Raw genomic sequence first — 23,041 nt, forward strand, 5'->3', positions numbered from 1 at the left:
CGCACGGAGAGGGGGTCAGCGGCGGTGGACCTTGTGGACCGCCGCCTGGGCGCGCGGCTTGATCACCAGCTCGTCGATGTCGACGTGCGAGGGGCGCGTGGCGACCCACGCGATCGCGTCGGCGACGTCCTCGGCGACCAGCGGCTGGTCCACGCCGGCGTACACCGCGTCGGCCAGCTCCTGGTCGCCCCCGAAGCGCACCAGCGAGAACTCGTCGGTGCGCACCATGCCGGGCGCGACCTCGGTGATGCGGATCGGCTCTCCGTTGAGCTCGAGGCGCAGGGTCTCGGTGACCACCTTCACGCCGTGCTTCGCCGCGGTGTAGCCGCCGCCACCCTCGTAGGCCCAGCGGCCGGCCGTGGACCCGACGTTGACGATCACGCCGTCGCCGCTGGCCCGCAGCGCGGGCAGCAGCGCCTTGGTGACGCGCACCAGCCCGAGCACGTTGACGTCGTACATCCAGCGCCACGCGTCGACGTCGGCACCGTCCACGCGGTCGGTGCCGACGGCCCCGCCGGCGTTGTTGACGAGCACGTGGCACACCGGGACTGCGGCGGCCAGCGCCTCCACCGAGGCGTCGTCGGTGATGTCGCAGGTGATCGCCTCGCCGCCGATCTCGGCGGCGAGGTCCTCGATCCGGTCGGTGCGCCGGGCGGCGCACACGACGCGGAAGCCCTGCGCCGCGAGGGCCCGGGCGGTGGCGGCCCCGATGCCGCTCGACGCGCCCGTGACGACGGCGGTGCGGGGGCGGGTCTCGTCTGAGGTCATGGATCCATCCTGCCAAGATGTCCCCGTGATCATCGCGGCGGCCGACGGTTCGGCACTCGGCAACCCCGGTCCGGCCGGCTGGGCGTGGTACGTCGACGACTCCTGCTGGGCCTCGGGCGGCTGGAAGCACGGCACCAACAACATGGGCGAGCTGATGGCGGTCCTCGACCTGCTCCAGCAGACGGCGCACCTCGACGAGGACCTGCACGTCTACTGCGACAGCAAGTACGTCATCGACTCCGTCACCAAGTGGATGCCGGGCTGGAAGCGCAAGGGCTGGAAGAAGAGCGACGGCAAGCCAGTGCTCAACGTCGAGCTGATGAAGGCGATCGACGCGGCGATGGACGGGCGACGCGACCGGGTCCGCTTCGAGTGGGTCAAGGGCCACGCCGGCCACGAGCTCAACGAGGCGGCCGACGTGCGCGCCAACGCCGCCGCGACGGCGTACCAGCGGGGCGTCGAGCCCGACGCCGGGCCCGGCTTCACCGGCAGCAGCACCGCGCACCCGGCGGCGACCGTCGGGCAGGTCGAGGCGGAGCCGGACCTGTTCAGCGACCTGACCCATGAGCTCGGTGACGAGCCGGCACCCACCGACGAGCAGCACGTCGTCGCGCTGGAGCGGTCCCTGCTGAGCGACGAGGTCCGATCCGACCGCGCCGCCGTGGCCGCCCTGCTGCACCCCGACTGGCAGGAGATCGGCCGCTCCGGCCGGCTCTGGACGCGCGAGGACACGCTGGACACCATCGGCCCCATCGAGCCCCTGGAGGTCGAGGTGGTCTCGACCGACCGGCTCGGACCCGACACGATCCTGCTGCTGTGGCGCACGTCCACCCCGGATCGCTCCACGCTGCGCAGCACGCTGTGGGTGCGCACGGGCGGCCAGTGGCAGGCCCGGTTCCACCAGGGCACCGACGAACCGTGAGGTGGGCGGGGTCCCGCCCCCGTGGCACACTCGTCCGATGCCCCCCGCAAAGCTTGCTGCGTCCGCCGCGCTCCTCGGCGGTGTGCTGTGGATCATCCGCGCCCTCCTCGGCGGTGGCAGTGACCCGCTGGCCGGCACCCTCCACTTCGTCGGCCTCGCCTCGCTGCTCGTCGCCGCTGCCGTCTTCGGCACCACGCTGGTCAGGAGCGACGCCCTCGCCATGCGCGTGGTCGTCGCCGTCGCCTCCGCGCTCCTCGTGCTCTCGATGATCGAGGCGTTCCGACCGGTCGGATCGGTCTGGTACGACGGGTTCTGGGGCATCGTCGCCGCCCTCATCGGCGGCCTCAGCCTGCTGCGTCACCGCGGCCGCTCCCCGGGTCGTCCCGCGGCCGGCGCCCACGCCCGCTGACCCACGTCACACCGGCTCGGGGAATCCCCGGGCCACCCGCACCGTTGTGCCTGAGGTGCCCAGTGCTGGGCGGCCGTCGAGCGAACCGAAGGAGACAGCGTGGGCGAGCGGGTGGCCATGATCAGCCTGCACACCTCACCCCTGGACCAGCCCGGCACGGGCGACGCCGGGGGCATGAACGTCTACGTCATCGAGCTCTCCAAGCGCCTGGCTGCGCAGGGCATCGCGGTCGACGTCTTCACCCGCGCCACGTCCTCCCGGCTGCCCCAGGTCGTCGAGGCGGCCGACGGGGTGCTGGTGCGCCACATCGCGGCCGGCCCGTTCGAGGGCCTGACCAAGGGCGAGCTGCCCGGCCAGCTGTGCACCTTCGCCCGTGAGGTGCTGCGCGCCGAGGCGATCCAGCCGCTCGGCCACTACGACGCCGTGCACTCGCACTACTGGCTCTCCGGGCAGGTCGGGGCGCTGGCCCGCGACCGCTGGAACGTCCCGCTGGTGCACTCGATGCACACGATGGCCAAGGTCAAGAACGAGGCGCTCGCCGAGGGCGACACCCCGGAACCGGTGTCCCGGGTGATCGGCGAGGAGCAGGTCGTCGAGGCCGCCGACCTGCTGGTGGCCAACACCGACGCCGAGGCCCGCCAGCTCGTCGACCTCTACGGCGCCAGCCCCGACTCCGTCGAGGTCATCCACCCCGGCGTCGACCTCTCCGTCTTCACGCCCCGCGACCGTGCCGAGGCCCGCCGGGAGCTCGGCCTCCCCGAGGACGCCGTCGTGCTGATGTTCGCCGGTCGCATCCAGCCGCTGAAGGCGCCCGACGTGCTGCTGCGCGCGGTCGACGTGCTGCTGGAGCAGGACCCGTCGCTGCGCGGGCGCCTCGTCGTACCCGTCGTGGGTGGACCGTCGGGGTCCGGGCTGGCGCACCCCACGTCGCTGGCCGACCTGGCCGCCGACCTCGACATCGCCGACGTGGTGCGCTTCGTCCCTCCCGTGACCCAGGCCGAGCTGGCCGTGTGGGCCGCGGCCTCCACGGCGGTCGCCGTGCCGTCGTACAACGAGTCCTTCGGCCTGGTCGCCGTCGAGGCCCAGGCCAGCGGCACGCCCGTGGTCGCCGCTGCCGTCGGCGGCCTCACCACGGTCGTCCGGGACGGGGTCAGCGGGCTGCTGGTCGACACCCACGAGCCGCGCGACTGGGCGGCGAGCCTGCGCCGGCTGATCGACGACCCGCAGCTCGTCGAGCGCCTGGGCGCCGGCGCGGTCGCCCACGCGCAGGAGTTCTCGTGGGAGCGCACCGCCGAGCGGACCCTCGAGGCCTACGTGCGGGCCAGTGGCCGGATGCGCGCCGAGCTTGCCTCATGATGACCGCATGAGCGCGGTCGAGGTCCTGCGGGCCTACCTGGTCGACAACGAGATCGAGCACGAGGAGATCGGCGAGACGTCGTTCTCGTTGACGTTGCCGGGGGAGAAGAAGCTGCAGACCCCCGTCCGCCTCGACGTCGGCTCGCACGCGCTGGGCGTCCACGCCTTCGTGTGCCGCAACCCCGACGAGAACCACGCACGGGTGTACCGCTGGCTGCTCGAGCGCAACCTCAGGATGTACGCCGTCTCCTTCGCCGTGGACCGCACCGGCGACATCTACCTCGAGGCGCGGCTGCCGCTCTCCGCCGTCGAGCCCGACGAGCTCGACCGCATCCTGGGCTCGGTGCTCGCCAACGCCGACGAGTCGTTCAACGCGATCCTCGAGCTCGGCTTCGCCTCCTCCATCCGCAAGGAGTGGGAGTGGCGGATCTCGCGGGGCGAGTCCACCCGCAACCTCGAGGCGTTCCGGGGCTGGCTCGAGGCCTGAGCCCTGCTCGGACGTGGTGCGTCGGCGGGCCCTTCGGCCGCGAGCAGACGTGCCTGTTTCTGTGGATGTCTCGACGGGCCGCACAGTGCCACGATGTCAGTGTGTCCACCGTCGTCGACCCGATCGCGTCCCGGCTCGACACCCTCGTCGCCAGGTTCCTCGTCGACCAGAGGCTGCCCGGGATGGCGATGGGGGTGGTGCACGCCGGCGAGCTGGCATGGAGCTGCGCGATCGGCTTCGCCGACCAGGCCTCGGGCCGCCGGATCGAGACGGACACGATGTTCCGGATCGCCTCGATCACCAAGTCGTTCACGGCGACGGCGATCCTGCAGCTGCGCGACGACGGGCGGCTTCGGCTCGACGACCCCCTCGTCGCCCACGTGCCCGAAGCGCGAGCCATCGAGGACCCGTTCGGGCCGGTGGAGGACGTGACCCTCCGGAGGCTGATGTCCCACACATCCGGGCTCCAGAACGACCTGCCAGCCAGCGACGACCCGTGGCAGCTGGCCCTGTGGACCGAGAGGGAGCTGCTCGTGCGGCTGGACGGTGTGCGGGTGCTGGCGCCGCCGGAGACGGAGTGGCGCTACAGCAACGTCGCCTACGGGCTGCTCGGCGTCGTGGTGGGTCGAGTGTCGGGACAGCCCTACGACGCCTACGTCCGAGAGCACGTCCTCGACGTCGCTGGACTGAGCTCGACCACGTTCTTCCCCGATCCGATGCAGGCTCCTCGGTTGGCGACCGGCCACGGCCCGCACCGGTTCGACGAGGCATTGTCCCCGAGCAGGCAGTTCGACTCCGCGACCTGTCTCGCCGACGGCGGACTGTGGTCGACGGTCGCGGACCTCTCCCGCTGGGCAACAGTGCAGTTCCGCACGAAGGACGATGACGAGCGCGGGGACGGTGACCGGGTCCTGGACGGGCCCTCGTTGCGCGAGATGCAGCGATCCGCAGTCCTGGTGGACGCGGACTGGAACCTGGCCTACGGGTTCGGCTGGATGTCGCGGCGGCTCGGCGACGCCCGGTGGGTGGGCCACACCGGCTCCCTCTTCGGCTGGCGTGCAGAGCTGCTGTTCCGTCCCGAGGACAGTCTCGCCGTGGTCGCGCTCGTCAACGGCTCGGCTCGACCCGCGTCCCTGGTGGACGACGTGGCGTCGCTGGTCCTGCAGGCACATCGGGACCGGCCGCCCGACCTCCCGGAAGGTCCCCCGCGACCTCTGCGAGCGGCGCACCGAGAGCTCCTTGGCGCCTACGAGGAGGACGAGTACGGCTTCGGCATCCGGGTCGAGGGTCGCGACGGCACCCTCGTCATCCTCGAGAGCGGCGCTCCGTCAGCGGCGCGACTCGCGGCCACCGACGACCCGCTGGTGTTCACGCTGGGCGAGGGCGAGTCCGTCGGGGAGCGGGTGGTCTTCCTCCGGTCCGGGCAGGGCGCGATCGCCGGTGTCAACTACGTCGGGTTCCCCCTGCACCGGGTGGCGTACGTCCCCCGCTGACCCGGCACGGCGGCGACCGGGCAGTGTGAGCGCTAGGCGACCTTCGGCCGCCGCCGCGTCATCAGCACGCCGACGATCGCGAGCGCGCCGCCCACGAAGGTCAGCGACGGAGGCACCTCGTCGATGGTCAGCCATGCCACCAGCGTGGCGATGCCCGGCACCAGGAAGGTCGTCAGCGAGAGCTTGCCCGCGTCGGTGTGGGTGAGGGCGTAGGCCCACGTCGTGAAGGCCACCGCGGTCGGCAGCACGCCGAGGTAGACGATCCACCACAGCTCCGAGCCGCCGTTGGCGACGATCGAGGGCAGGTCGCCGGCGAAGGGCAGGCAGGTCACCGCGCCCATCAGGAACGACACGAAGACCACCTGCACCGACGGGATGCGGCGCAGCAGGATCTTCTGGGTCAGCACACCGACGGCGTACATCGCAGCGGCCACCAGCACCAGCAGCACGCCGACCAGGCTGGCGTCGGCGTCGGTCGAGGAGCCCCGCGCGATCACCGCGACGCCGGCGAAGCCGACGACCATGCCAGCGACGAGCCAGGCGTGGAGCCGCTCACCGAAGAGCGGCACCGCGAGCAGCGCCACGATCACCGGGCCGATCTGGATGATCATCGCCGCGGTGCCGGCATCGACGTGGCGCTCACCCGCGTTGAGCGCGAGGTTGTAGACGCCGAACCAGCCGACCCCGCCGAGCGCCAGCAGGGCCCACTCGCGGCGGTCGGGGCGCACCCACCCGCGCCGCAGCACCAGCGGGAGCACCACCAGTGCGGCGACGAGCAGGCGGCCCGCACCGATCGCGCCGGGGCTCACCTCGTGGGCGACGTGGCGGATGACGACGAACGCCGAGGCCCACATCACCAGGGTGATCGCGCCGGCCGCAACCGGAAGCCAGGGCGCGGGCGCCGCGGTCGTGCCGGACGGGGTGGCGGTGGTCTGCGTTGTCACGACCCAAGGCTAGGGACGGTCATGACGGGCCGCCAGCGCATTTCGGACGTCGTACGCCGAGATCCCGCCGCGCGGGATGGGCCGAAATGACTATTGCGCGATGCCAGAATTAATAACACCATTTACCGTGTAAATAGAGTCGTCAGTGGGGAGCTGGGCACATGTCGGGACATGAGTGGGTCGGGGCCGCGTTGGTCGGCATGGGTGTCGGGCAGACCCGTCGCGCCGAGCATGCGGCCCGCACCGGGCGGCACGTGCTGCCCGCCGGGACCAGGATCGAGGTCCTGGAGGTCTACTGCGGCAGCTGCCACGTGCGCTACGACGCGCGCAGCCACGCCCAGCAGTGCCCGCGGGCGATGCCGCGATCGGCCTGACCGGGTGCCCCGACCGCCTCAGAGGTCCAGCTTGTAGCCCAGCCCGCGGACCGTCACGAGGTACTTCGGCTCGCTCGGGTCCGGCTCGAGCTTGGCCCGCAGCCGCTTCACGTGGACGTCGAGGGTCTTGGTGTCGCCGACGTAGTCGGATCCCCACACCCGGTCGATCAGCTGACCGCGGGTCAGGACCCGGCCGGGGTTGCGCAGGAACATCTCGAGCAGCTCGAACTCCTTGAGCGGCAGGCGCTGCTCGCTGCCGTCGACGGTCACGACGTGGCGCTCGACGTCCATCCGGACCGGGCCGGCCTCGAGCGTGTCGGGCATCAGGTCGGGCTCCTGGCCGCGGCGCAGCACCGCACGGATCCGGGCGACCAGCTCGCGGGGGGAGTAGGGCTTGGTGACGTAGTCGTCGGCGCCGAGCTCGAGCCCGACCACCTTGTCGACCTCGTCGTCCTTCGCGCTGACCATGATCACCGGGGTCGACGACGACTGGCGGATCTGGCGGCAGACCTCGGTGCCGGGGACGCCGGGCAGCATCAGGTCGAGGAGCACGATGTCGGGCCCGAACCGGTCGAACTCGGTGAGGGCGGTGTTGCCGTCGGCCGCGATCGCCACCTCGTAGCCCTCCTTGCGGAGCATGTAGGCGAGTGCGTCGCTGTAGCTCTCTTCGTCCTCGACGACGAGTACGCGGGTCATCTGTTGATCTCCTGCTGGTCTCTGCGGGTGGTGGAGCCGGTGCCCGGCGACCGGTCCGTCGGCGGCACGACGACCTCGACGGGCGTGGTCGTGCGGCCCGAGCCGGGCTGGGAGTTGCGAGGGAGGGTGAGGGTGAAGGTCGAGCCCTGGCCCTGGACCGACCACACGGAGATGTCGCCCCCGTGGGTGGCGGCCACGTGCTTGACGATCGCCAGCCCCAGTCCCGTGCCGCCGGTGGAGCGGTGCCGGGCCGGGTCGACGCGGTAGAAGCGCTCGAAGATCCGGTCGATGTCCTCGGCGGGGATGCCGATGCCCTGGTCGACCACCGAGATCTGCACCTGCTCGCCCTCGGAGCGGGTCGTCACGACGACCCGGGATCCCTGGCTGGAGTACGTCACGGCGTTGGCGACCAGGTTGCTGATCGCGGCGCCGATCTGCTCCTGCGACCCGAAGACCTCGAGACCGTGCTCGCCGCGTGACTCCACGGTGATGTCCTTGGCGGCCGCCTCCATGGCGCTGGTGTCGACGGCGGTCGCCACCGCGGCATCGAGGTCGACCATGACCGGCGTCTCCAACGGGTCGTGTCCCTGGAGGCGGGACAGCTCGATGATCTGCTGCACGAGGCGGGAGAGCCGGTCGCTCTCGGTGAGCATCCGGGTCGCGAAGCGCTGGACGGCCTCGGGGTCGTCGGAGGCGTCCGTGACGGCCTCAGCGAGGAGCCGGATCGCGCCCACCGGCGTCTTCAGCTCGTGGCTGACGTTGGCCACGAAGTCGCGACGCACGGCCTCGACCCGCCGCTCGCGCGTGCGGTCCTCGACGAGGGCCAGCACGAGCCGGGCGCCGAGCGGCGCGACGCGCGCGGTCAGGGTGCGGGCGGTGCCACCGTCGGTGGCCGGCAGGTCGAGCTCGCTCTCGCGGATCTGCCCGTCGCGGCGGACCTGGGCGATCATGTCGAGCAGCTCCGCCACGACCAGCGTGTTGCCGCGCACCAGCCCGAAGGCGTACGCCGGCGCGGAGGCCTTGAGCACGTGGTCGGACTCGTCGACGACGACCGCACTGGAGCGCAGGATGCTGAGCACGGCGGCGACACCCTCCTGCACGACCGGCTCCTCCACCGTCGGCATGGTGTGTCGCTGGCGGTCGCTGATGTGCCACGCGAGCACTGCTCCACCTGCCACGATGGCCCCGATGATCGCGGCCAACCCGGCCTGCATCGTCGGATCCACGCTCACATCGTACGCATCGGGGCCCTGCGTCCAGGCCGGATGGACGCCGAGCTCCGAGTGTTCATGCGCCGTTCACCGGGCACGCACATCTGTTCGCTTCGGGTGCCTACAGTGCCGGCATGCGTGAGGCTTTCCATGACCAGCTCGACGGCATCTTCGCCGACCTCTCCGAGATCTGCGGGCAGGTCGAGGTCGCCGTACGAGAGGCCACCAAGGCACTGATGACCGGCGACGTGCACACCGCCGACCAGGTCATCAGTGACGACGCGGCGATCGACGCCGCCCGGGAGCGGGTCGACGACACGTCGTTCGCCCTGCTGTCGCTGCAGCAGCCGGTCGCCGGCGACCTGCGGATGATCGTGTCCGCGCTCCGGATGGTCAGTGAGCTCGAGCGGATGGGCGACCTGTCGGTCCACGTCGCCAAGATCGCGCGCCTCCGGGTGCCGTCGGTGGCGGTGCCCGACGAGCTTCGCCCGACGATGGAGCAGATGGCCTTCACGGCCGAGGACATGGTGCGTCGCGTGCGCAGCATCATCGTGGACCGCGACGTCGAGGCCGCCATCGAGCTCGGCCGCGACGACGAGGTGATGGACCAGCTGCGCCGCCGCAGCTTCACCGAGCTGCTGTCCACCGACTGGCAGCACGGCGTGGAGGCCGCGGTCGACGTGGCCCTGCTGGGCCGCTACTACGAGCGCATCGCCGACCACGCGGTGTCGGTCGCCAACCGCGTCGTCTTCGTGGTCACCGGCGAGGTGCCGGCCCGCGACTGAGATCGCCCTCGGCATCCCGGCCGGATTTCGTCGCGCCCGTCGCGGCTTCGTCCCTCAGCCGCGGGGCTTGCTCAATCTCGATGACCCCACGCGCTGACCGACTCCGTCGGTCAGCGCTGGTCATCGACCCTGGTTGGCCACGGCCGCCGCGGCCGCGGCGGCGGCCTCGGGGTCGAGGTACTGGCCACCGGCGACGGTGGGCTGCAACGAGTCGTCGAGGCGGTAGACCAGCGGCATCCCGGTGGGGATGTTGAGCGCGGCGATGTCCTCGTCGGAGATGCCGTCGAGGTGCTTGACGAGCGCGCGCAGGCTGTTGCCGTGGGCGGCGACCAGCACGGTCTTCCCGGCCCGGAGGTCGGGCACGATCTCGCCCTCCCAGTAGGGCAGGAAGCGCGCGATGACGTCCTTGAGGCACTCGGTGCGGGGGAGCTCGTCGCCGAGGTCGGCGTAGCGCGGGTCGCCGGCCTGGGAGTACTCGTCGGAGTCGTCCAGGGGCGGGGGAGGGGTGTCGAAGGAGCGGCGCCAGAGCATGAACTGCTCCTCGCCGTACTGCTCGAGCGTCTGCTTCTTGTCCTTGCCCTGGAGCGCTCCGTAGTGGCGCTCGTTGAGGCGCCACGAGCGCTTGACCGGGATCCAGTGGCGGTCGGCTGCGTCGAGGGCGAGGGCCGCGGTGTTGATGGCGCGGCGCTGCAGCGAGGTGTGCACCACGTCGGGCAGCACGCCGGACTCGCGGATCAGCTGGCCCCCGCGGACCGCCTCGCGCTCACCCTTCTCGGTGAGCGCGACGTCGACCCATCCGGTGAACAGGTTCTTGGCGTTCCAGTCGCTCTCGCCGTGGCGGAGCAGGACCAGCGTGTAGGTCATGACGCGTCCATGCCTTCCCAGTAGCCGGAGTCGTCGGCGACGACGGGGACCTTCATGGTGATCCGTTCGCCGTTGCCGAAGTCGACCGCCAGGGGGATGAAGTCGCCGGCGCCGAAGTCGCCGTTGAGCACCACGTCGGCGGCCGGGTCGGCGAGGTTGACGAGGCCGCCGGCCGGGATCGTGATGGGGTCGAAGTCGGCGGCCTCGATCGAGGCGCCCTCGTCGCCCGAGACGCCGGTGAACGACTGCTCGGTGTCGGTGTCGTTGTTGGACAGCGAGGCCACGAACGTGCCCGAGCCGTCTGTCGCGGACACGACCACTGCGGAGAGGATGTCGACGTCGCCCTCGCGGTTGTTGGCGCCGCCGGCGGGGGTGTAGTCACGATCGGTGGCGTAGTCGAAGCCGCACGAGGACAGCGGCACGGCGAGCGCGAGGACCGCCGCTGCGGTCGCGAGAGGTCGAAGCTGCATGGCCCACAGCCTAGCGTCGGTTCAGGTCAGCCCGACGCTCCGCCCTGCGATGAGGATGCCGACCACGACGAGGGTGGTGAAGACCCCGGCCGCGACCAGCGCCCGGGGGGTGCCGATGCGCAGCGCGACCAGGAGCGGGAGGGAGCGTTCGCCCTCCTCGTTGTCGGCCACCAGCCCGGGCAGCGCGAGCAGCACGTGCACGCCCAGGCCGAGGGCCGCGGCGAGGCAGGTCATCGCCGCGGTGGGCGGCGTCGACGTACCGACCCCGCCCCAGCCGCCGTAGGCCAGGAAGGCCGGATAGCAGGCGAAGGAGGCCATCCACGGCAGGAACGACAGAGGGCGGGCGTGGAGGATCCAGTCACCCACGGCCGCCACGACCAGCAGCGACAGGTACGCCAGTCCCGCACTGCGGCCGTTGGCCACCGCGAGGGGCACCACCAGCAGGACCGCGCAGGTCAGGGCGAACCACACCGTCCCGGGGTCCAGCCGCCCGGTGCTCAGCGGCTTGTCGGGCCGGTGCCGCTGGTCGCGGCCACGATCGGCGAGGTCGTCGGCCCACCCGAGCACGGACTGGCCGACGAGCACGGTCGCAGCGACCAGGCCGACCTCACGGAGAGGGCGTCCGGCGACCGCCGCCGCGGTCGCCACCGCAGCCGCGGTGGCGATCGCCTGGCGCGGGTGCGCGGCACGGAACAGGAGCAGCGCAGCAGGCGTCGGCATGGGCCGCAGTATGTCCCACGGGGCGTCCCAGGACCCGGGGCGCACCACAGGAACCAGCGATCTGTCAAGCCCGGATGTGGCCTCTGACCTGCGCAAACGCGTCGGGAGCCCATTCGAACCCGTGTTAGAATGGACACCCTAGGAAGGGGAACTGAACATATGACTTTCACCGTTGGCGAAACGGTCGTCTATCCCAATCACGGGGCCGCAGTCATCGAGGACATCGAGATGCGGACGATCAAGGGAGAGGACCGGCAGTACCTCGTTCTCCGGATCGTCGCCCAGCAGGACCTGGTCGTCCGGGTGCCGGCCTGCAACCTCGACCTCGTCGGCGTCCGCGACGTCGTCGACAAGGAGGGCCTCGACCGCGTGTTCGACGTGCTCCGTGCGGCCCACGTCGAGGAGCCGACCAACTGGTCGCGCCGCTACAAGGCCAACCTGGAGAAGCTGCACTCGGGTGACGTCATGAAGGTCTCCGAGGTCGTCCGCGACCTGTGGCGCCGCGAGCGTGACCGGGGCCTGTCGGCCGGCGAGAAGCGGATGCTGGCCAAGGCGCGCCAGATCCTCGTCTCCGAGCTGGCCCTGGCGGAGAAGACCAACGAGGACAAGGCCGAGGCCATGCTCGACGAGGTGCTCGCCTCCTGAGCAGCAACGACACCGACCGAGGCCCCTGGGACGACGATCCCGGGGGCCTCGGTCTCGTTCTGGACGAGGAGCGGGGCTCGCTGCCGTTCACGCTGATCCACGGCGAGGCGCTGGTGGCGTGTGCCGCCTGGGCCCTGGGCGAGGCAGGCGTCCAGCTGGTCGACGCCACGGTGGCGTGGGAGGACGTCGTCGCCACCGGCGAGGACCTGGTCCTGCACGACTCCCTCTGCCCGATGACGCCGCCCGCCTTCATCCACGCGTGCCTCGACCGGGCGCGGTCGACGGGCCGCGCGGTGATCGGCGTGCGCCCGGTCACCGACACCGTCAAGGTCGTCGCAGACCACCTGGTCGGCGCCACCCTCGACCGCGACGCGCTGCTCGCGGTCACCTCACCCCTCGTCATCCCCGCCGGCGTGCTGGCCGAGGTGCCGGTGCGCCCGCACGTCGACCTGGCCCGGGCGGTGGCCGACCTCGCTGGCGCGGGTCAGCCGATCGAGACGATGGCCGCGCCTCCCGAGGGACGACGCGTCTCCTCGGCCGAGGACGTCCGGGTCCTCGACGCGCTCACGACCGCCGCGGGCTGAGCTCCGCCGCCAGGGCCACGTCCTCGGGGAACGTCACCTTGAGGTTGAGCGCGCTGCTCGCCACCGCGGCCACCGCGACGTCGCGGAAGGCGGCCACGCATCCAGCGGTGTCGGTCGCCTCGAAGCCGTCCTCGGCGGCGGCCCGGTAGGCCGCGAGCAGCTCGGGGGCGCGGAAGGCCTGCGGCGTCTGCACGCCGCCGACGTCCTCGGTCACGGCGGTCAGGTCCGCGTGGAGCAGGTGCGTCACCGGCGCGACCGGGATGGCGCCGCCGACCTCGCGTGCTGCGGCCACCACCTCGCGCCAGAGCGTCGGGCCCGCCAGCGGCCGAGCGCCGTCGTGCACGACCACGACGTCCACCTCGCCCGAGACGATGTCGTCGGCCAGCACGCGGATCGCGGCCCACTCCGACGCGTGCCGGGTGGCGCCGCCGTCCACCACGAGCACCTCGCGATCACCCAGGTGGGGCGCGACGGCCTGTTCCACGGCGGTCCGGTCCTCCGGTCGCACGACCAGCACGAGACGTCGTACGTCGTCGAGCGAGAGGGCGTCGCGCACCGACCAGACCAGCACCGGGACGTCGCCCAGCGGCAGCAGGACCTTGTTGACCTGCGCGCCGACCCGGCTCCCCGACCCGGCCGCGAGGATGACGACGGCTGCCGCCATCAGCGGCTGACCAGCGCGGTGGCGATCGCCGCCACGCCCTCGCCGCGCCCGGTGAGCCCGAGACCGTCGGTGGTGGTCGCGGAGACGCTCACCGGTGCGCCGACAGCGGCGGACAGCGCGGTGACCGCCTCGTCACGGCGCGGTCCGAGCCGGGGCGCATTGCCGATCACCTGGACGGCGACGTTGCCGATCTCCCAGCCGGCGGCGCGCACCCGGCGCGCGGTCTCCGCCAGCAGGCTCGCCCCCGAGGCGCCCGCCCACTCCGGGGCGGAGGTGCCGAAGTTGCTGCCGAGGTCACCCAGTCCGGTGGCGGAGAAGAGGGCGTCGCACGCGGCATGGGCGGCGACGTCGGCATCCGAGTGCCCCTCGAGCCCGGCCGGCTCGTCGGGCCACTCCAGCCCGGCCAGGTGCATCGGCACGCCGGGCACCAGCCGGTGGACGTCGGTGCCGATGCCGATGCGAAGGCCGGTGGGCAGTCCGGTGGCGGCTGAGGTCACGTCCGCATCATGCCCGAGGGGAGGCCAGAATGGTCCAGTGACCACTCACCGCCCGCCCTGGGCGCTGGCCGGCGTCCTCGCCGGTCTCGCCGGGCTCGCCACCAGCTACGCCGCCGCGATGGTGCTCACCATCCGCGAGTCGCCGGTGGTGGCCGTGGCTGAGCTCGTCATCCGGCTCACCCCCGGCGCGGTCGCCGAGCGCGCGATCTCGGTGCTCGGCCACCTCGACAAGCCGGCCCTGGTCGTCGGCATCGTCGTCCTCCTGCTGGGGTGCTTCGCGGGAGCTGGAGTCCTGGCCCGCAGGTCGTGGTGGCTGCCGATCACGGTCTGGGCCGCGCTGGCGGGCCTGGGGCTCGTGGCCGTCCTCACCCAGCGGGGCGCGGACCCGGTCGACGCCCTGCCCGTGGTGGTGGGGCTGATGACGTGGATCACCGTCCACTCCGCGCTGACCGACGCGCTCCGCCGCGAGCAGCGGCGTCCCGACCTCGAGTCCCGCGAGCGCCGCGTCTTCGTGATGGTCGCGGGCGTCGTCGCCGTCGCCTCGCTCGGCATCGCGGTCGCCGGCCGCTTCGTCGGCGCCGGCCGCCGGCACGTCGAGGTGAGCCGCCGGCTCCTGCGCATCCCGGGCGTCACCCGCCGGCAGGCGCCGGCCGCCACGTCGGTGGGGCTTCCCGGGGTCGCCCCGTGGCAGACGCCGAACGAGGACTTCTACCTGATCGACACCACCATCGCGAAGCCGACCATCGAGCCCGAGGACTGGTCGCTGCGCATCCACGGCCTGGTCGAGCGCGAGCTGGAGCTGACCTACTCCGAGCTGGTCGCGCGTCCGAAGACCGAGTCGTGGATCACCCTCGCGTGCGTCAGCAACGAGGTCGGCGGCGGCCTGGTCGGCAACGCGCGCTGGAGCGGCGTACGCCTGGCCACGCTGCTGTCCGGGCTGGGCATCAGCGAGGAGGCCGACTGCGTGCTGCAGACGTCGCACGACGGCTGGACCTGCGCGACGCCCCTGGAGGTGCTCACCGACGAGCGCGACGCGATGCTCGCGGTCGCCATGAACGGCCGCCCGCTGCCGATCGAGCACGGCTTCCCCGTGCGGACCGTGGTCCCGGGGCTCTACGGCTACGTCTCGGCGACGAAGTGGGTCGTCGACCTCGAGGTGACGACCTTCGCGAAGGCCGTCGGCTACTGGACCACGAAGGGCTGGTCGGCCGAGGGCCCGGTCAAGATCGCCTCCCGCATCGACGTGCCGCGGTCGGGGGACGACGTCGAGGCGGGCCCGGTCTCCATCGGCGGGGTCGCCTGGCACCAGCACACCGGCATCGCCGCGGTGGAGGTGCAGGTCGACGGTGGCCCCTGGCAGCGCGCGGAGCTCGGCACGGTCCCCTCGGTCGACACCTGGGTCCAGTGGGCACTCACCGTCGACCTGCCCGAGGGCGACCACGAGGTGCGCGTACGGGCGGTCGGCCGGGACGGCGACACCCAGACCGGCGTCGTGCGCGACCCGGCCCCGGACGGGGCGACCGGGCTGCACACGATCGAGATCAGCGCGAGCCAGTCCTAGCTGTTGCGGATGACGTAGGCCGTGCCGCCCGAGGCCGCGATCCAGATGCGCTCGAGCTGCGCGCGGTCGTAGACGCGGCGTACGTCGGCGTCGGTCGCACCCGCGGGGTCGTTGACCACGACGTCGCCGTCGGCCTCGAACCCGACGACCACCAGCAGGTGGCCGTTGCTGGCCGAGATCGGTGCCCCGGTGAGCTGGTTGCGTCCGAATGCGATCGAGATGACCAGCGGGACGCCGGCCGCGACGTAGTCCTCGGCCTCGCGCAGGTCGCGCATCCGGGTGACGTAGGAGTCGCCGGCGACGAGGGTCGCGGCGTAGGCGGTGTTGAAGGCCCAGTTGCCGGTGCCGTCGTAGCCGTGGTCGTAGACCATGCGGGCGGTGTGGTCCACGGCTGCGTCGACGTGGCCCCGTGCGATGCCGCTCGGGGTGGGAGCGATGCCGTAGTAGGCGAGCACCATCGCGGTCGACGTCGCCGAGCACCAGGCCTCACCGCCGCCGCCCCACTGGGGGTAGTGGCCGGAGTGCACCATCTGGGAGTACGTCGGCACCGGCAGGACGGTGCCCGCGCCGGGGCCGGGCAGCGACGTCGGCCTCGCCGCCGCGGCGTCCGCGGAGGCGACGGCGCCGACCCGCTCGAGGCTGACGGCGAGGTCGCTGCCCCGGGGGCGCAGCAGGGTGACCCGCACCTGCCACGCCGCGACCGAGGTGGTGGCGTACCAGGTGTCGACGCTCACCCGGCCGAGGTCGTCGGCCTGCCCGGAGTACGTCGTGCGCGGGAGCCGCTTGTTGAGGCGGGACCAGTCCGCGACGGTGTCCCACGTGCCCGTGCTGCCGTCGGCGGCGCGGCCGCGGACCTCGACCCGCACCAGGCTCTTGCCGGGGGTCGTGGCCTCCCACGAGGGGATCAGCGCGGTCGCGGCGAACGCCGGCGTGGCCCAGGGCGAGGTCCAGGTGCCGGCGTCGTAGCGGCGACCGGAGACGGTGCGGGTCCGGGGCTTGCGGATCGACACGTCGCCGCGTCCGAGCTTCAGGCCGCTCCGGGTGCCGGACTTGAGGTCGGCGTAGGTGCTCCAGGAGGTCAGCTCGACCTGCGGCGTCACCCGGGCGCGGGCCGCCGGGGCGGCGACCGCCGCCTGCGCGTGGGGGAGCAGGAGGCCCACGAGGGCGAGGACGAGAGCGCTGGCGGGACGTCTGAGCACGGACGACGATAACCCGCCCAGACCCACCCGTCCCACGAGTCACAGGACTGGGGGCGCCTACGGCCAATGTTCACGAAAATGTCCCCACGGATCGTGGGGACCTTTGTGGCCACTTGTCAGTCCTGCCGCTTAGTCTGCGGCTCGGCCGCCAATTCGGGTTGTCCTGCGGCCCTCGATCCAAGGGACCTCCTTTGCCCGCACGCACGCTCCGCACAGCGCTCCACCTGACGACTCTGACGGCCCTGGTGGCCGCCCCGCTGGCGGTGGGCATCACCGCCCCGGCGAGCGCGAGCGTCTCGTCCGCGATCTCGTCCTTCCCCTACACGCAGGACTGGTCGGGCCTGACCGCCACCAGCACCTGGGCCGACTTCCCCGGCGTGGAGGGCTTCACGACCGGCACCACCATCGCGGCCGGCAACCTGCCCAACACCACGGACGTCGGCACCCTGACCGCCGAGGGCACGCTGACCTCCAACCTGGTCATCCGCACCGGCACGGCCGCCCCCAACGGCGACTCCAACGGTGGCGTCCTCGCCTACCCCAACGTCGCGAACAAGACGGTGGCGCTGAGCGCCACGGGCAGCGTCACCACGCCGCTGCTGGCGTTCCACCTCGACACGACCGGCCGGTCCGGCTTCAGCGTCGACTACGACCTCCAGGACCTCGACAGCAGCGCGGACGACCAGCCGACGCGCGTCGCCCTCCAGTACCGGGTCGGCACCTCGGGCGCCTACACCAACGTCCCGTCCGCCTACGTCTCCGATGCCACGACCGCGGCCAACACCACGGTGACCTCGACCCACGTCTCGGCGACGTTGCCGTCGGCCGTCGACGGCCGCCCGGACGTCTTCCTCCGCGTGATCACGCTCGACAACGCCTCGGGCAGCAACGAGCACGTCGGCGTCGACAACATCACCATCGCCGCCGGTGGCGGCGCTGCCCCGCTCGCGGCCACCGACCCGGGCGACCGGACCGGCTACGTCGGCAAGCCGCTGGCCGAGATCACGCTGCAGGCGACCGGCGGAGCGACGCCCTACACGTGGAGCGCCACGGGCCTGCCGGACGGCATCACCGTGAGCCCTGCCGGCGTCGTCTCGGGCACGCCGACCGCGACGGGCACCTCCACGGTCACCGCGACCGCCACCGACGCGGCCGGTGCGACGGCGTCGACCGAGTTCGACATCGTCGTCTCGGAGCTGCCGGTCAAGCCGTTGAAGACCATCCCGGAGATCCAGGGCGACGGGGCGACCTCCCCCCTCGACGGCCAGGACGTCTCGGTCGAGGGCGTCGTCACCGCGCGCTACCCCGACGGCGGCCTCAACGGCTACGTCATCCAGACGCCCGGCTACGACCCGCAGGACGACGCCACCCCGGCCGCCTCGGACGGCCTGTTCGTCTACTTCGGCTCCACCCCCGGCTACCCGGTCCCCGCGGTCGGCGAGCACGTCACGATCCTCAACGGTCGCGTCACCGAGTTCTCCGGCATCACCGAGGTCACCGTGACCAACGGCGACTTCGTCGAGACCCGCGCCGCCACCGCCGAGGAGGCCGTCGCCCCGGGCACCGTCGTCCCCGGGACCGACTGCGCCGAGGGCGACTGCCCGACGGGCGCCGAGCTCGACGCGCTCCGAGAGGCCCACGAGCACGAGGCGTTCCTGCCGACCGGCGCGCACACCGTCACCGACTCCTACAGCGGCGGTGTCGGGTCGTCGTCGATGCGCGGCGAGTTCAAGCTCGCGATGCGCTCGGCCGAGCCCCTCTACGTCCCGCTGGAGAAGGCACGTCCGACCGAGTCGCAGCGCATCGCCGACATCACCGCGTTCAACGCCGCCCACGGCGTGGTGCTCGACGACGGCGCGACCGTCACGTTCAACGCCTCCACCGCCTACCCGTGGCTGACCCTGACCAACACGGTCCGCGCGGGTGCGGGCGCCACCTTCGTCAAGCCGGTGGTCCTCGACTACCGGTTCGGCTCGTGGCGCCTGCAGCCCGCCAACCGCATCCAGCCGGGCAGCGACGGCAGCGGGCAGGTCGCCTTCGAGCAGGACCGCCCCGCCTCACCGGACGACGTCACCGGCGCCGCGGGCAACCTGAAGATCGCCACCTTCAACATGCTCAACTACTTCGTCCACCCGGCACAGGACTGGGTCGCCACCGGCGGTGACGCCTACCCCGGCACCAGCCGCACCTGCACCTACTACAACGACCGCGCCGGCAACCGGATCACCGCGAACACCTGCACGTGGCGCGACCCGCGCACCCAGCCGCCGGGCACCCTGCCCGACATCGGCCCCCGTGGCGCTGCGACGGCCGTCAGCCTGGCGCGCCAGCAGGTCAAGGAGGTCGCGGCCATCAACACGATGGACGCCGACGTGATGAGCCTCGAGGAGGTCGAGAACCCGGTCAAGCTGGGCTACTCCGACCGCGACGCCGCGCTCAAGGTGCTCGTCGCCGCGCTCAACGCCGACTGGGACGCCACGCACCCCGGTCAGGACCCGCAGGTCCTCGGCAGGCGCTGGGCCTACGTCGAGACCCCGCGCGCCGCGGCGCAGCCGACCGTGCAGGAGCAGGACGCCATCCGCTCGGCGTTCATCTACAACCCGCGCGTGGTCAGCACCGTGGGCCGCTCGGAGATCCTCGTGAACTCGCCGCCGTTCCGCAACGCGCGTGAGCCCCTGGCGCAGGCCTTCAAGCACGTCGACGGCACGCGCGACGACGCCTTCCTGGTGATCGTCAACCACTTCAAGTCCAAGGGTGGGCCCGACGACCCGTCGACCATCGCCGGCACCGACAACGAGGACACGGGCAACGGCGCCGGCTCCTACAACGGTGACCGCGTCCGTCAGGCGCGGGCCCTCGACGCCTTCGCCGACTCCCTCGTCGAGGACAAGGGCATCGCGTCGGTCTTCATGACCGGTGACTACAACTCCTACTCCCACGAGGACCCGGTCACCACGCTCGAGGGCCTCGGCTGGAACCCGCTCGACGCCGACAACGGTGAGACCAGCTACTTCTTCGGTGGCCTGGCCGGATCGCTCGACCACGTCTTCGCCAACGACGCCGCGCTGGACCTGGTCCAGGGCGCGACGATCTGGCCGATCAACGCCAACGAGCCGATCTACTACGAGTACAGCCGCTACAACTACAACGTCACGCCGCTCTACGACGAGACCGCGTTCCGCTCCTCCGACCACAACCCGGAGATCATCGGCATCCGGGCCCCGACCTCCGCGGCCCCGGCGACCGTTGACACCGTCCAGGTCCTCGCGTCCAACGACTTCCACGGACGCCTCCTCGACGACCCGGGCAGCGCCTCCGCAGGTGCGGCGGCGATGGCCGGCGCGGTCAAGGGCCTGCGCCAGGAGAACGGCAACACCGCGTTCGTGATGGCCGGCGACATCGTCGGTGCCTCGACGTTCGAGTCGTTCATCCAGAACGACAAGCCCACGATCGATGCGATGAACGAGGCCGGCCTCGAGGTCTCCGCGGCCGGCAACCACGAGTTCGACCAGGGCTACGACGACCTGATGGACCGCATCATGTCCGCGACCGACCCCGAGGGCGGGGCCGCCTGGCCCTACATCGCGGCCAACGTCCGTGACGCCGCCACCGGCGACTACGCCCTCGCGACCGACCGCACCGACGGCAACTTCGCGCACTCCGACGGCGCCACCTGGTGGAAGGAGTTCACCGGCCTCGACGGCGGGGCCGGCATCAAGGTCGGCTTCGTTGGTGCGGTGACGGAGGACCTCGACTCCCTGGTCGCCCCGTCGGCGATCGACGGGCTGGAGATCACCAGCATCGTCGACGAGGTCAACGACGCCGCCGCCGACCTCAAGGCCACCGGCTGTGGCGGCGAGGCCTGCGACCTGGTGATCGAGCTGGTGCACGAGGGTGCGCCCAGCCCCAGCTGCGACACCGTGCGCAACGACACCGCCTCGACCTTCGGCCGCATCGTCCACGGGGCGAGCACCGACGTCGACGCCATCGTCTCCGGTCACACCCACCTCAAGTACAACTGCAAGGTCGACGTCGCCGGCAAGGCGCTCCCGCGTCCGGTGGTCTCGGCCGGCCAGTACGGCTCCTACCTCAACCAGCTGCAGTTCGACTTCGCGCCGGGCACCGACGACCTGGTGGGCATCCGCCAGCACGTCCTGGCGATGAAGGACTACGACGAGGACGCCGACACCAAGGCGATCGTCGACGCTGCCGTCCAGGTCGCCGAGGTCGAGGGTGCGGTCGAGCTCGGCCAGGTGGCCGCCCCGTTCAAGCGCGCCCGGCGGGTCGACCCGCAGAGCGGCGTCGTGGAGAACCGCGGTGGCGAGTCGACGCTCGGCAACCTCGTCGCGGAGATGCAGCGCTGGAAGACCGGCGCCGACATCGGCGTGATGAACCCAGGCGGCCTGCGCGACGACCTGATCGGCACCGGCGACGGTCCCGGTCCGGTCACCCGCCGCGAGGCGGCCAACGTGCAGCCTTTCGCCAACACGCTCGTGACCGTCGACCTGACGGGGGCGCAGCTCAAGCTGCTGCTCGAGCAGCAGTGGCAGCGTGACCCCGACAACAACGTCCCCTCACGGCCGTTCCTGCGCCTGGGCACCTCGCAGGGCTTCACCTGGACCGAGGACTCGTCCCGGGCCGAGGGCAACCGGATCACCGGGATGTGGCTCGACGGCGTGGCCATCGACCCGGCCGGCACCTACACGGTCTCCGCGAACAGCTTCATCGCGACCGGAGGCGACAACTTCCGGGCGCTGACGCTGGGAACCGACCGGCAGGACACCGGCTTCACCGACCTGCAGGCGACCATCGACTACCTCGACGAGCACGCCAACACGTCCGAGGGCGACGCGCCACTGCCGGTGGACTACCGCCAGCACGGCGTGGGCGCGCGGGTCGCCGGCGGTCCGTTCGGCGCGGGAGACACCGTCACCGTGGCCCTCGACTCCCTGTCGATGACCGGCGGCGGCACCTCCGCGGACGTCACCGACGTCACGGACACCTCGGTGGTCGTCTCCCGCGGCGCGGTCGACCTGGGGACCTTCCCGGTCACGACGGCGCTGCCCACCACGCCCTACGACGTCCCGGGCACGGCCTCGGTCAGCTTCACGCTGCCGGCCGGCCTGAGCGGCGGCACCACGTGGTTCACCCTCACCGGCGCCGCCACCGGGACCACCGCCAGGATCCCGGTCGACGTCGTCGACACCAGGGCGGACTCCACGGTCACGGGCACCGCCAGCGACATCACGTGGGGCGAGGCGGGTTCGGTCTCGGTGGCCGTGAGCCCGGCTGCCGACGGTGGCACGGTGGAGCTCTACGACGGCACGACGAAGATCGGCGAAGGCACCCTCGCGGGCGACGCCACGACGATCGCGGTCCCGGCCGAGTCGCTGTCCGTGGGGGCCCACACCCTGACGTTGAGGTTCCTCGGGACCGACGGCGTCAAGCCCTCGCAGGGCGAGGTCGTGGTCACGGTGGTGAAGGCCCCGTCGACGGTGTCGGGCACGGCTGCCGACATCACCTGGGGCGAGGCGGGCTCGGTGTCGGTGACGGTTGACCCGTCGTCGGCGACGGGCACCGTGGAGCTCCACGACGGCGCGACGAAGCTCGGCGAGGCCACGCTCGACTCGGGCGCAGCCACGATCGCGATCCCGGCCGGGACGCTGACGCCCGGCAGCCACTCGCTGACGCTGACCTACCTCGGCGACGCCCGGCACGCGGGGAGCGAGGGGACCGTGACCGTGACCGTGGCCAAGGCCCCGACGACCGTGTCCGGCTCGGACACCACGATCCAGTGGGCCAAGGGCGGCTCGGTGCAGGTCACCGTGTCCCCGGCTGCGGCGACCGGCACGGTGGAGCTCCTCGACGGCACGAGGCGGCTCGGCTCTGCCACCCTCAACGGCGGCTCGGCTCGCATCACGATCCCGTCCAAGGCGCTCGACGTCGGGCGTCACACCCTGACCGTGAGCTACCTGGGCTCGGCGACCCACGCCGCGTCCCAGGGCACGGTCACGGTCACCGTCACCAAGTCCAAGCCCAAGGCCACGCCCGCGGTCCGGATCGACGAGCCGAAGGCGATCAAGGCAGGGGAGAGGGCATCGATCACCGTCGAGGTGTCCGCGGACGGCCACACGCCGACCGGGCTGGTGCTGGTCCTCCTGAGGGACGGCAGCAAGCACGCCGAGGTGCTCGCGAGCCTGGACGACGGGCAGGCGACCGTACGGCCGCGGATGGCGAAGGCGGGCGACTACGAGGTCACCGCGATCTACGGCGGCGACCGCGGCACGCTGCCCGGCGGTGACACCGCCCGGCTGCGGGTGAGGTGACCGGCATCCACTGAACGACCAGAGTCCCGGGCCACCACGGTGGCCCGGGACTTCTGCGTTGGGAGA

General features: G+C 72.1%; 21 protein-coding genes. 11 read left to right on the forward strand and 10 right to left on the reverse strand.

The window, feature by feature from the left end:
- Positions 1-15: 15 nt before the first annotated feature.
- Positions 16-768 (reverse strand): SDR family NAD(P)-dependent oxidoreductase, encoded by a 753-nt coding sequence (locus ASC64_RS08995; protein WP_056907176.1) that lies wholly within the window; start codon positions 766-768, stop codon positions 16-18.
- A gap of 25 nt (positions 769-793) precedes the next feature.
- On the opposite strand from ASC64_RS08995, the gene ASC64_RS09000 reads away from it, so the two are divergent.
- The 5 genes from ASC64_RS09000 to ASC64_RS09020 all read left to right on the forward strand — a co-directional run bounded on the left by ASC64_RS09000 (position 794) and on the right by ASC64_RS09020 (position 5,435).
- Positions 794-1,690 (forward strand): ribonuclease HI family protein, encoded by an 897-nt coding sequence (locus tag ASC64_RS09000; RefSeq protein WP_200937547.1) that lies wholly within the window; start codon positions 794-796, stop codon positions 1,688-1,690.
- 37 nt (positions 1,691-1,727) lie between these two features.
- Positions 1,728-2,099, forward strand: coding sequence for a hypothetical protein (locus ASC64_RS09005; protein ID WP_056907178.1), 372 nt, complete (start codon positions 1,728-1,730; stop codon positions 2,097-2,099).
- Positions 2,100-2,198: 99 nt separating this feature from the next.
- Entirely contained in the window at positions 2,199-3,455 is a 1,257-nt protein-coding gene (gene mshA / locus ASC64_RS09010; protein ID WP_235563607.1) for a D-inositol-3-phosphate glycosyltransferase, read from the forward strand.
- Between the two features lie 7 nt (positions 3,456-3,462).
- The gene (locus ASC64_RS09015) at positions 3,463-3,942 is read left to right on the forward strand and encodes a YbjN domain-containing protein (RefSeq protein ID WP_056907179.1); all 480 of its coding nucleotides are present in this window, start codon (positions 3,463-3,465) and stop codon (positions 3,940-3,942) included.
- A 101-nt stretch (positions 3,943-4,043) separates the two neighbouring features.
- Positions 4,044-5,435, forward strand: coding sequence for a serine hydrolase domain-containing protein (locus tag ASC64_RS09020; RefSeq protein WP_056907180.1), 1,392 nt, complete (start codon positions 4,044-4,046; stop codon positions 5,433-5,435).
- Between the two features lie 32 nt (positions 5,436-5,467).
- Here ASC64_RS09020 and ASC64_RS09025 read toward each other — a convergent pair whose 3' ends face one another.
- Positions 5,468-6,379, reverse strand: coding sequence for a DMT family transporter (locus ASC64_RS09025; protein ID WP_056907181.1), 912 nt, complete (start codon positions 6,377-6,379; stop codon positions 5,468-5,470).
- A 161-nt stretch (positions 6,380-6,540) separates the two neighbouring features.
- Between ASC64_RS09025 and ASC64_RS09030 the strand changes: the two genes are divergently transcribed.
- Positions 6,541-6,753, forward strand: coding sequence for a hypothetical protein (locus ASC64_RS09030; protein ID WP_056907182.1), 213 nt, complete (start codon positions 6,541-6,543; stop codon positions 6,751-6,753).
- Positions 6,754-6,771: 18 nt separating this feature from the next.
- Here ASC64_RS09030 and ASC64_RS09035 read toward each other — a convergent pair whose 3' ends face one another.
- Together ASC64_RS09035 and ASC64_RS09040 are read right to left on the reverse strand one after the other, a co-directional pair.
- On the reverse strand, positions 6,772-7,449 hold the full coding sequence (locus ASC64_RS09035) for a response regulator transcription factor (protein WP_056907183.1): 678 nt from the start codon (positions 7,447-7,449) through the stop codon (positions 6,772-6,774).
- Complete coding sequence (locus tag ASC64_RS09040) at positions 7,446-8,675, reverse strand: sensor histidine kinase (protein WP_056907184.1); 1,230 nt, start codon at positions 8,673-8,675, stop codon at positions 7,446-7,448. Before ASC64_RS09040 ends, ASC64_RS09035 begins: the two co-directional genes overlap by 4 nt.
- Positions 8,676-8,794: 119 nt before the next feature.
- Between ASC64_RS09040 and phoU the strand changes: the two genes are divergently transcribed.
- The gene (gene phoU / locus ASC64_RS09045) at positions 8,795-9,445 is read left to right on the forward strand and encodes a phosphate signaling complex protein PhoU (RefSeq protein ID WP_056907185.1); all 651 of its coding nucleotides are present in this window, start codon (positions 8,795-8,797) and stop codon (positions 9,443-9,445) included.
- Positions 9,446-9,565: 120 nt separating this feature from the next.
- Here phoU and ASC64_RS09050 read toward each other — a convergent pair whose 3' ends face one another.
- Genes ASC64_RS09050 through ASC64_RS09060 form a run of 3 tightly spaced genes read right to left on the reverse strand, consistent with a single transcriptional unit; the run spans position 9,566 to position 11,499 of the window.
- Positions 9,566-10,309 carry a phosphoglyceromutase gene (locus ASC64_RS09050; RefSeq protein WP_056907186.1) on the reverse strand — a complete coding sequence of 248 codons (744 nt, stop codon included), beginning with the start codon at positions 10,307-10,309 and terminating at the stop codon, positions 9,566-9,568.
- Positions 10,306-10,779: a hypothetical protein gene (locus ASC64_RS09055; RefSeq protein WP_056907187.1), complete on the reverse strand. Its 474-nt coding sequence runs from the start codon at positions 10,777-10,779 to the stop codon at positions 10,306-10,308. The genes ASC64_RS09050 and ASC64_RS09055 overlap by 4 nt, the downstream gene beginning before the upstream one ends.
- A 21-nt stretch (positions 10,780-10,800) precedes the next feature.
- Complete coding sequence (locus tag ASC64_RS09060) at positions 10,801-11,499, reverse strand: UbiA family prenyltransferase (RefSeq protein ID WP_056907188.1); 699 nt, start codon at positions 11,497-11,499, stop codon at positions 10,801-10,803.
- Positions 11,500-11,658: 159 nt separating this feature from the next.
- Here ASC64_RS09060 and ASC64_RS09065 point away from each other — a divergent pair, with 159 nt between their 5' ends.
- Positions 11,659-12,144: a CarD family transcriptional regulator gene (locus ASC64_RS09065; protein ID WP_056602200.1), complete on the forward strand. Its 486-nt coding sequence runs from the start codon at positions 11,659-11,661 to the stop codon at positions 12,142-12,144.
- A 113-nt stretch (positions 12,145-12,257) separates the two neighbouring features.
- Positions 12,258-12,728: a 2-C-methyl-D-erythritol 4-phosphate cytidylyltransferase gene (locus ASC64_RS09070; protein ID WP_235563608.1), complete on the forward strand. Its 471-nt coding sequence runs from the start codon at positions 12,258-12,260 to the stop codon at positions 12,726-12,728.
- Here ASC64_RS09070 and ASC64_RS09075 read toward each other — a convergent pair.
- Both ASC64_RS09075 and ispF read right to left on the reverse strand, forming a co-directional pair.
- Positions 12,709-13,392 (reverse strand): IspD/TarI family cytidylyltransferase, encoded by a 684-nt coding sequence (locus ASC64_RS09075; RefSeq protein WP_056907190.1) that lies wholly within the window; start codon positions 13,390-13,392, stop codon positions 12,709-12,711. The two genes, ASC64_RS09070 and ASC64_RS09075, sit on opposite strands and share 20 nt — an antisense overlap.
- Positions 13,392-13,889 carry a 2-C-methyl-D-erythritol 2,4-cyclodiphosphate synthase gene (gene ispF / locus ASC64_RS09080; RefSeq protein WP_268788233.1) on the reverse strand — a complete coding sequence of 166 codons (498 nt, stop codon included), beginning with the start codon at positions 13,887-13,889 and terminating at the stop codon, positions 13,392-13,394. Before ispF ends, ASC64_RS09075 begins: the two co-directional genes overlap by 1 nt.
- Positions 13,890-13,926: 37 nt before the next feature.
- On the opposite strand from ispF, the gene ASC64_RS09085 reads away from it, so the two are divergent.
- Positions 13,927-15,450, forward strand: a complete 1,524-nt coding sequence (locus tag ASC64_RS09085) for a molybdopterin-dependent oxidoreductase (protein WP_056907191.1) — start codon at positions 13,927-13,929, stop codon at positions 15,448-15,450.
- Here the strand turns inward: ASC64_RS09085 and ASC64_RS09090 are convergent.
- The gene (locus ASC64_RS09090; protein WP_056907192.1) at positions 15,447-16,649 is read right to left on the reverse strand and encodes a peptidase C39 family protein; all 1,203 of its coding nucleotides are present in this window, start codon (positions 16,647-16,649) and stop codon (positions 15,447-15,449) included. The two genes, ASC64_RS09085 and ASC64_RS09090, sit on opposite strands and share 4 nt — an antisense overlap.
- A gap of 191 nt (positions 16,650-16,840) precedes the next feature.
- On the opposite strand from ASC64_RS09090, the gene ASC64_RS09095 reads away from it, so the two are divergent.
- Positions 16,841-22,975 carry an ExeM/NucH family extracellular endonuclease gene (locus ASC64_RS09095; RefSeq protein WP_156385101.1) on the forward strand — a complete coding sequence of 2,045 codons (6,135 nt, stop codon included), beginning with the start codon at positions 16,841-16,843 and terminating at the stop codon, positions 22,973-22,975.
- Positions 22,976-23,041 lie beyond the last annotated feature (66 nt).

The organism is Nocardioides sp. Root122, from assembly GCF_001425025.1.
Taxonomy (GTDB): domain Bacteria; phylum Actinomycetota; class Actinomycetes; order Propionibacteriales; family Nocardioidaceae; genus Nocardioides.

Excerpts from the sequence above, each read along its gene's own strand:
- ASC64_RS08995 (WP_056907176.1), bottom strand. The coding sequence starts at position 768 with ATGACCTCAGACGAGACCCGCCCCCGCACCGCCGTCGTCACGGGCGCG.
- ASC64_RS09005 (WP_056907178.1), top strand. The coding sequence starts at position 1,728 with ATGCCCCCCGCAAAGCTTGCTGCGTCCGCCGCGCTCCTCGGCGGTGTG.
- ASC64_RS09015 (WP_056907179.1), top strand. The coding sequence starts at position 3,463 with ATGAGCGCGGTCGAGGTCCTGCGGGCCTACCTGGTCGACAACGAGATC.
- ASC64_RS09030 (WP_056907182.1), top strand. The coding sequence starts at position 6,541 with ATGTCGGGACATGAGTGGGTCGGGGCCGCGTTGGTCGGCATGGGTGTC.
- ASC64_RS09035 (WP_056907183.1), bottom strand. The coding sequence starts at position 7,449 with ATGACCCGCGTACTCGTCGTCGAGGACGAAGAGAGCTACAGCGACGCA.
- phoU (WP_056907185.1), top strand. The coding sequence starts at position 8,795 with ATGCGTGAGGCTTTCCATGACCAGCTCGACGGCATCTTCGCCGACCTC.
- ASC64_RS09050 (WP_056907186.1), bottom strand. The coding sequence starts at position 10,309 with ATGACCTACACGCTGGTCCTGCTCCGCCACGGCGAGAGCGACTGGAAC.
- ASC64_RS09055 (WP_056907187.1), bottom strand. The coding sequence starts at position 10,779 with ATGCAGCTTCGACCTCTCGCGACCGCAGCGGCGGTCCTCGCGCTCGCC.
- ASC64_RS09060 (WP_056907188.1), bottom strand. The coding sequence starts at position 11,499 with ATGCCGACGCCTGCTGCGCTGCTCCTGTTCCGTGCCGCGCACCCGCGC.
- ASC64_RS09065 (WP_056602200.1), top strand. The coding sequence starts at position 11,659 with ATGACTTTCACCGTTGGCGAAACGGTCGTCTATCCCAATCACGGGGCC.
- ASC64_RS09075 (WP_056907190.1), bottom strand. The coding sequence starts at position 13,392 with ATGGCGGCAGCCGTCGTCATCCTCGCGGCCGGGTCGGGGAGCCGGGTC.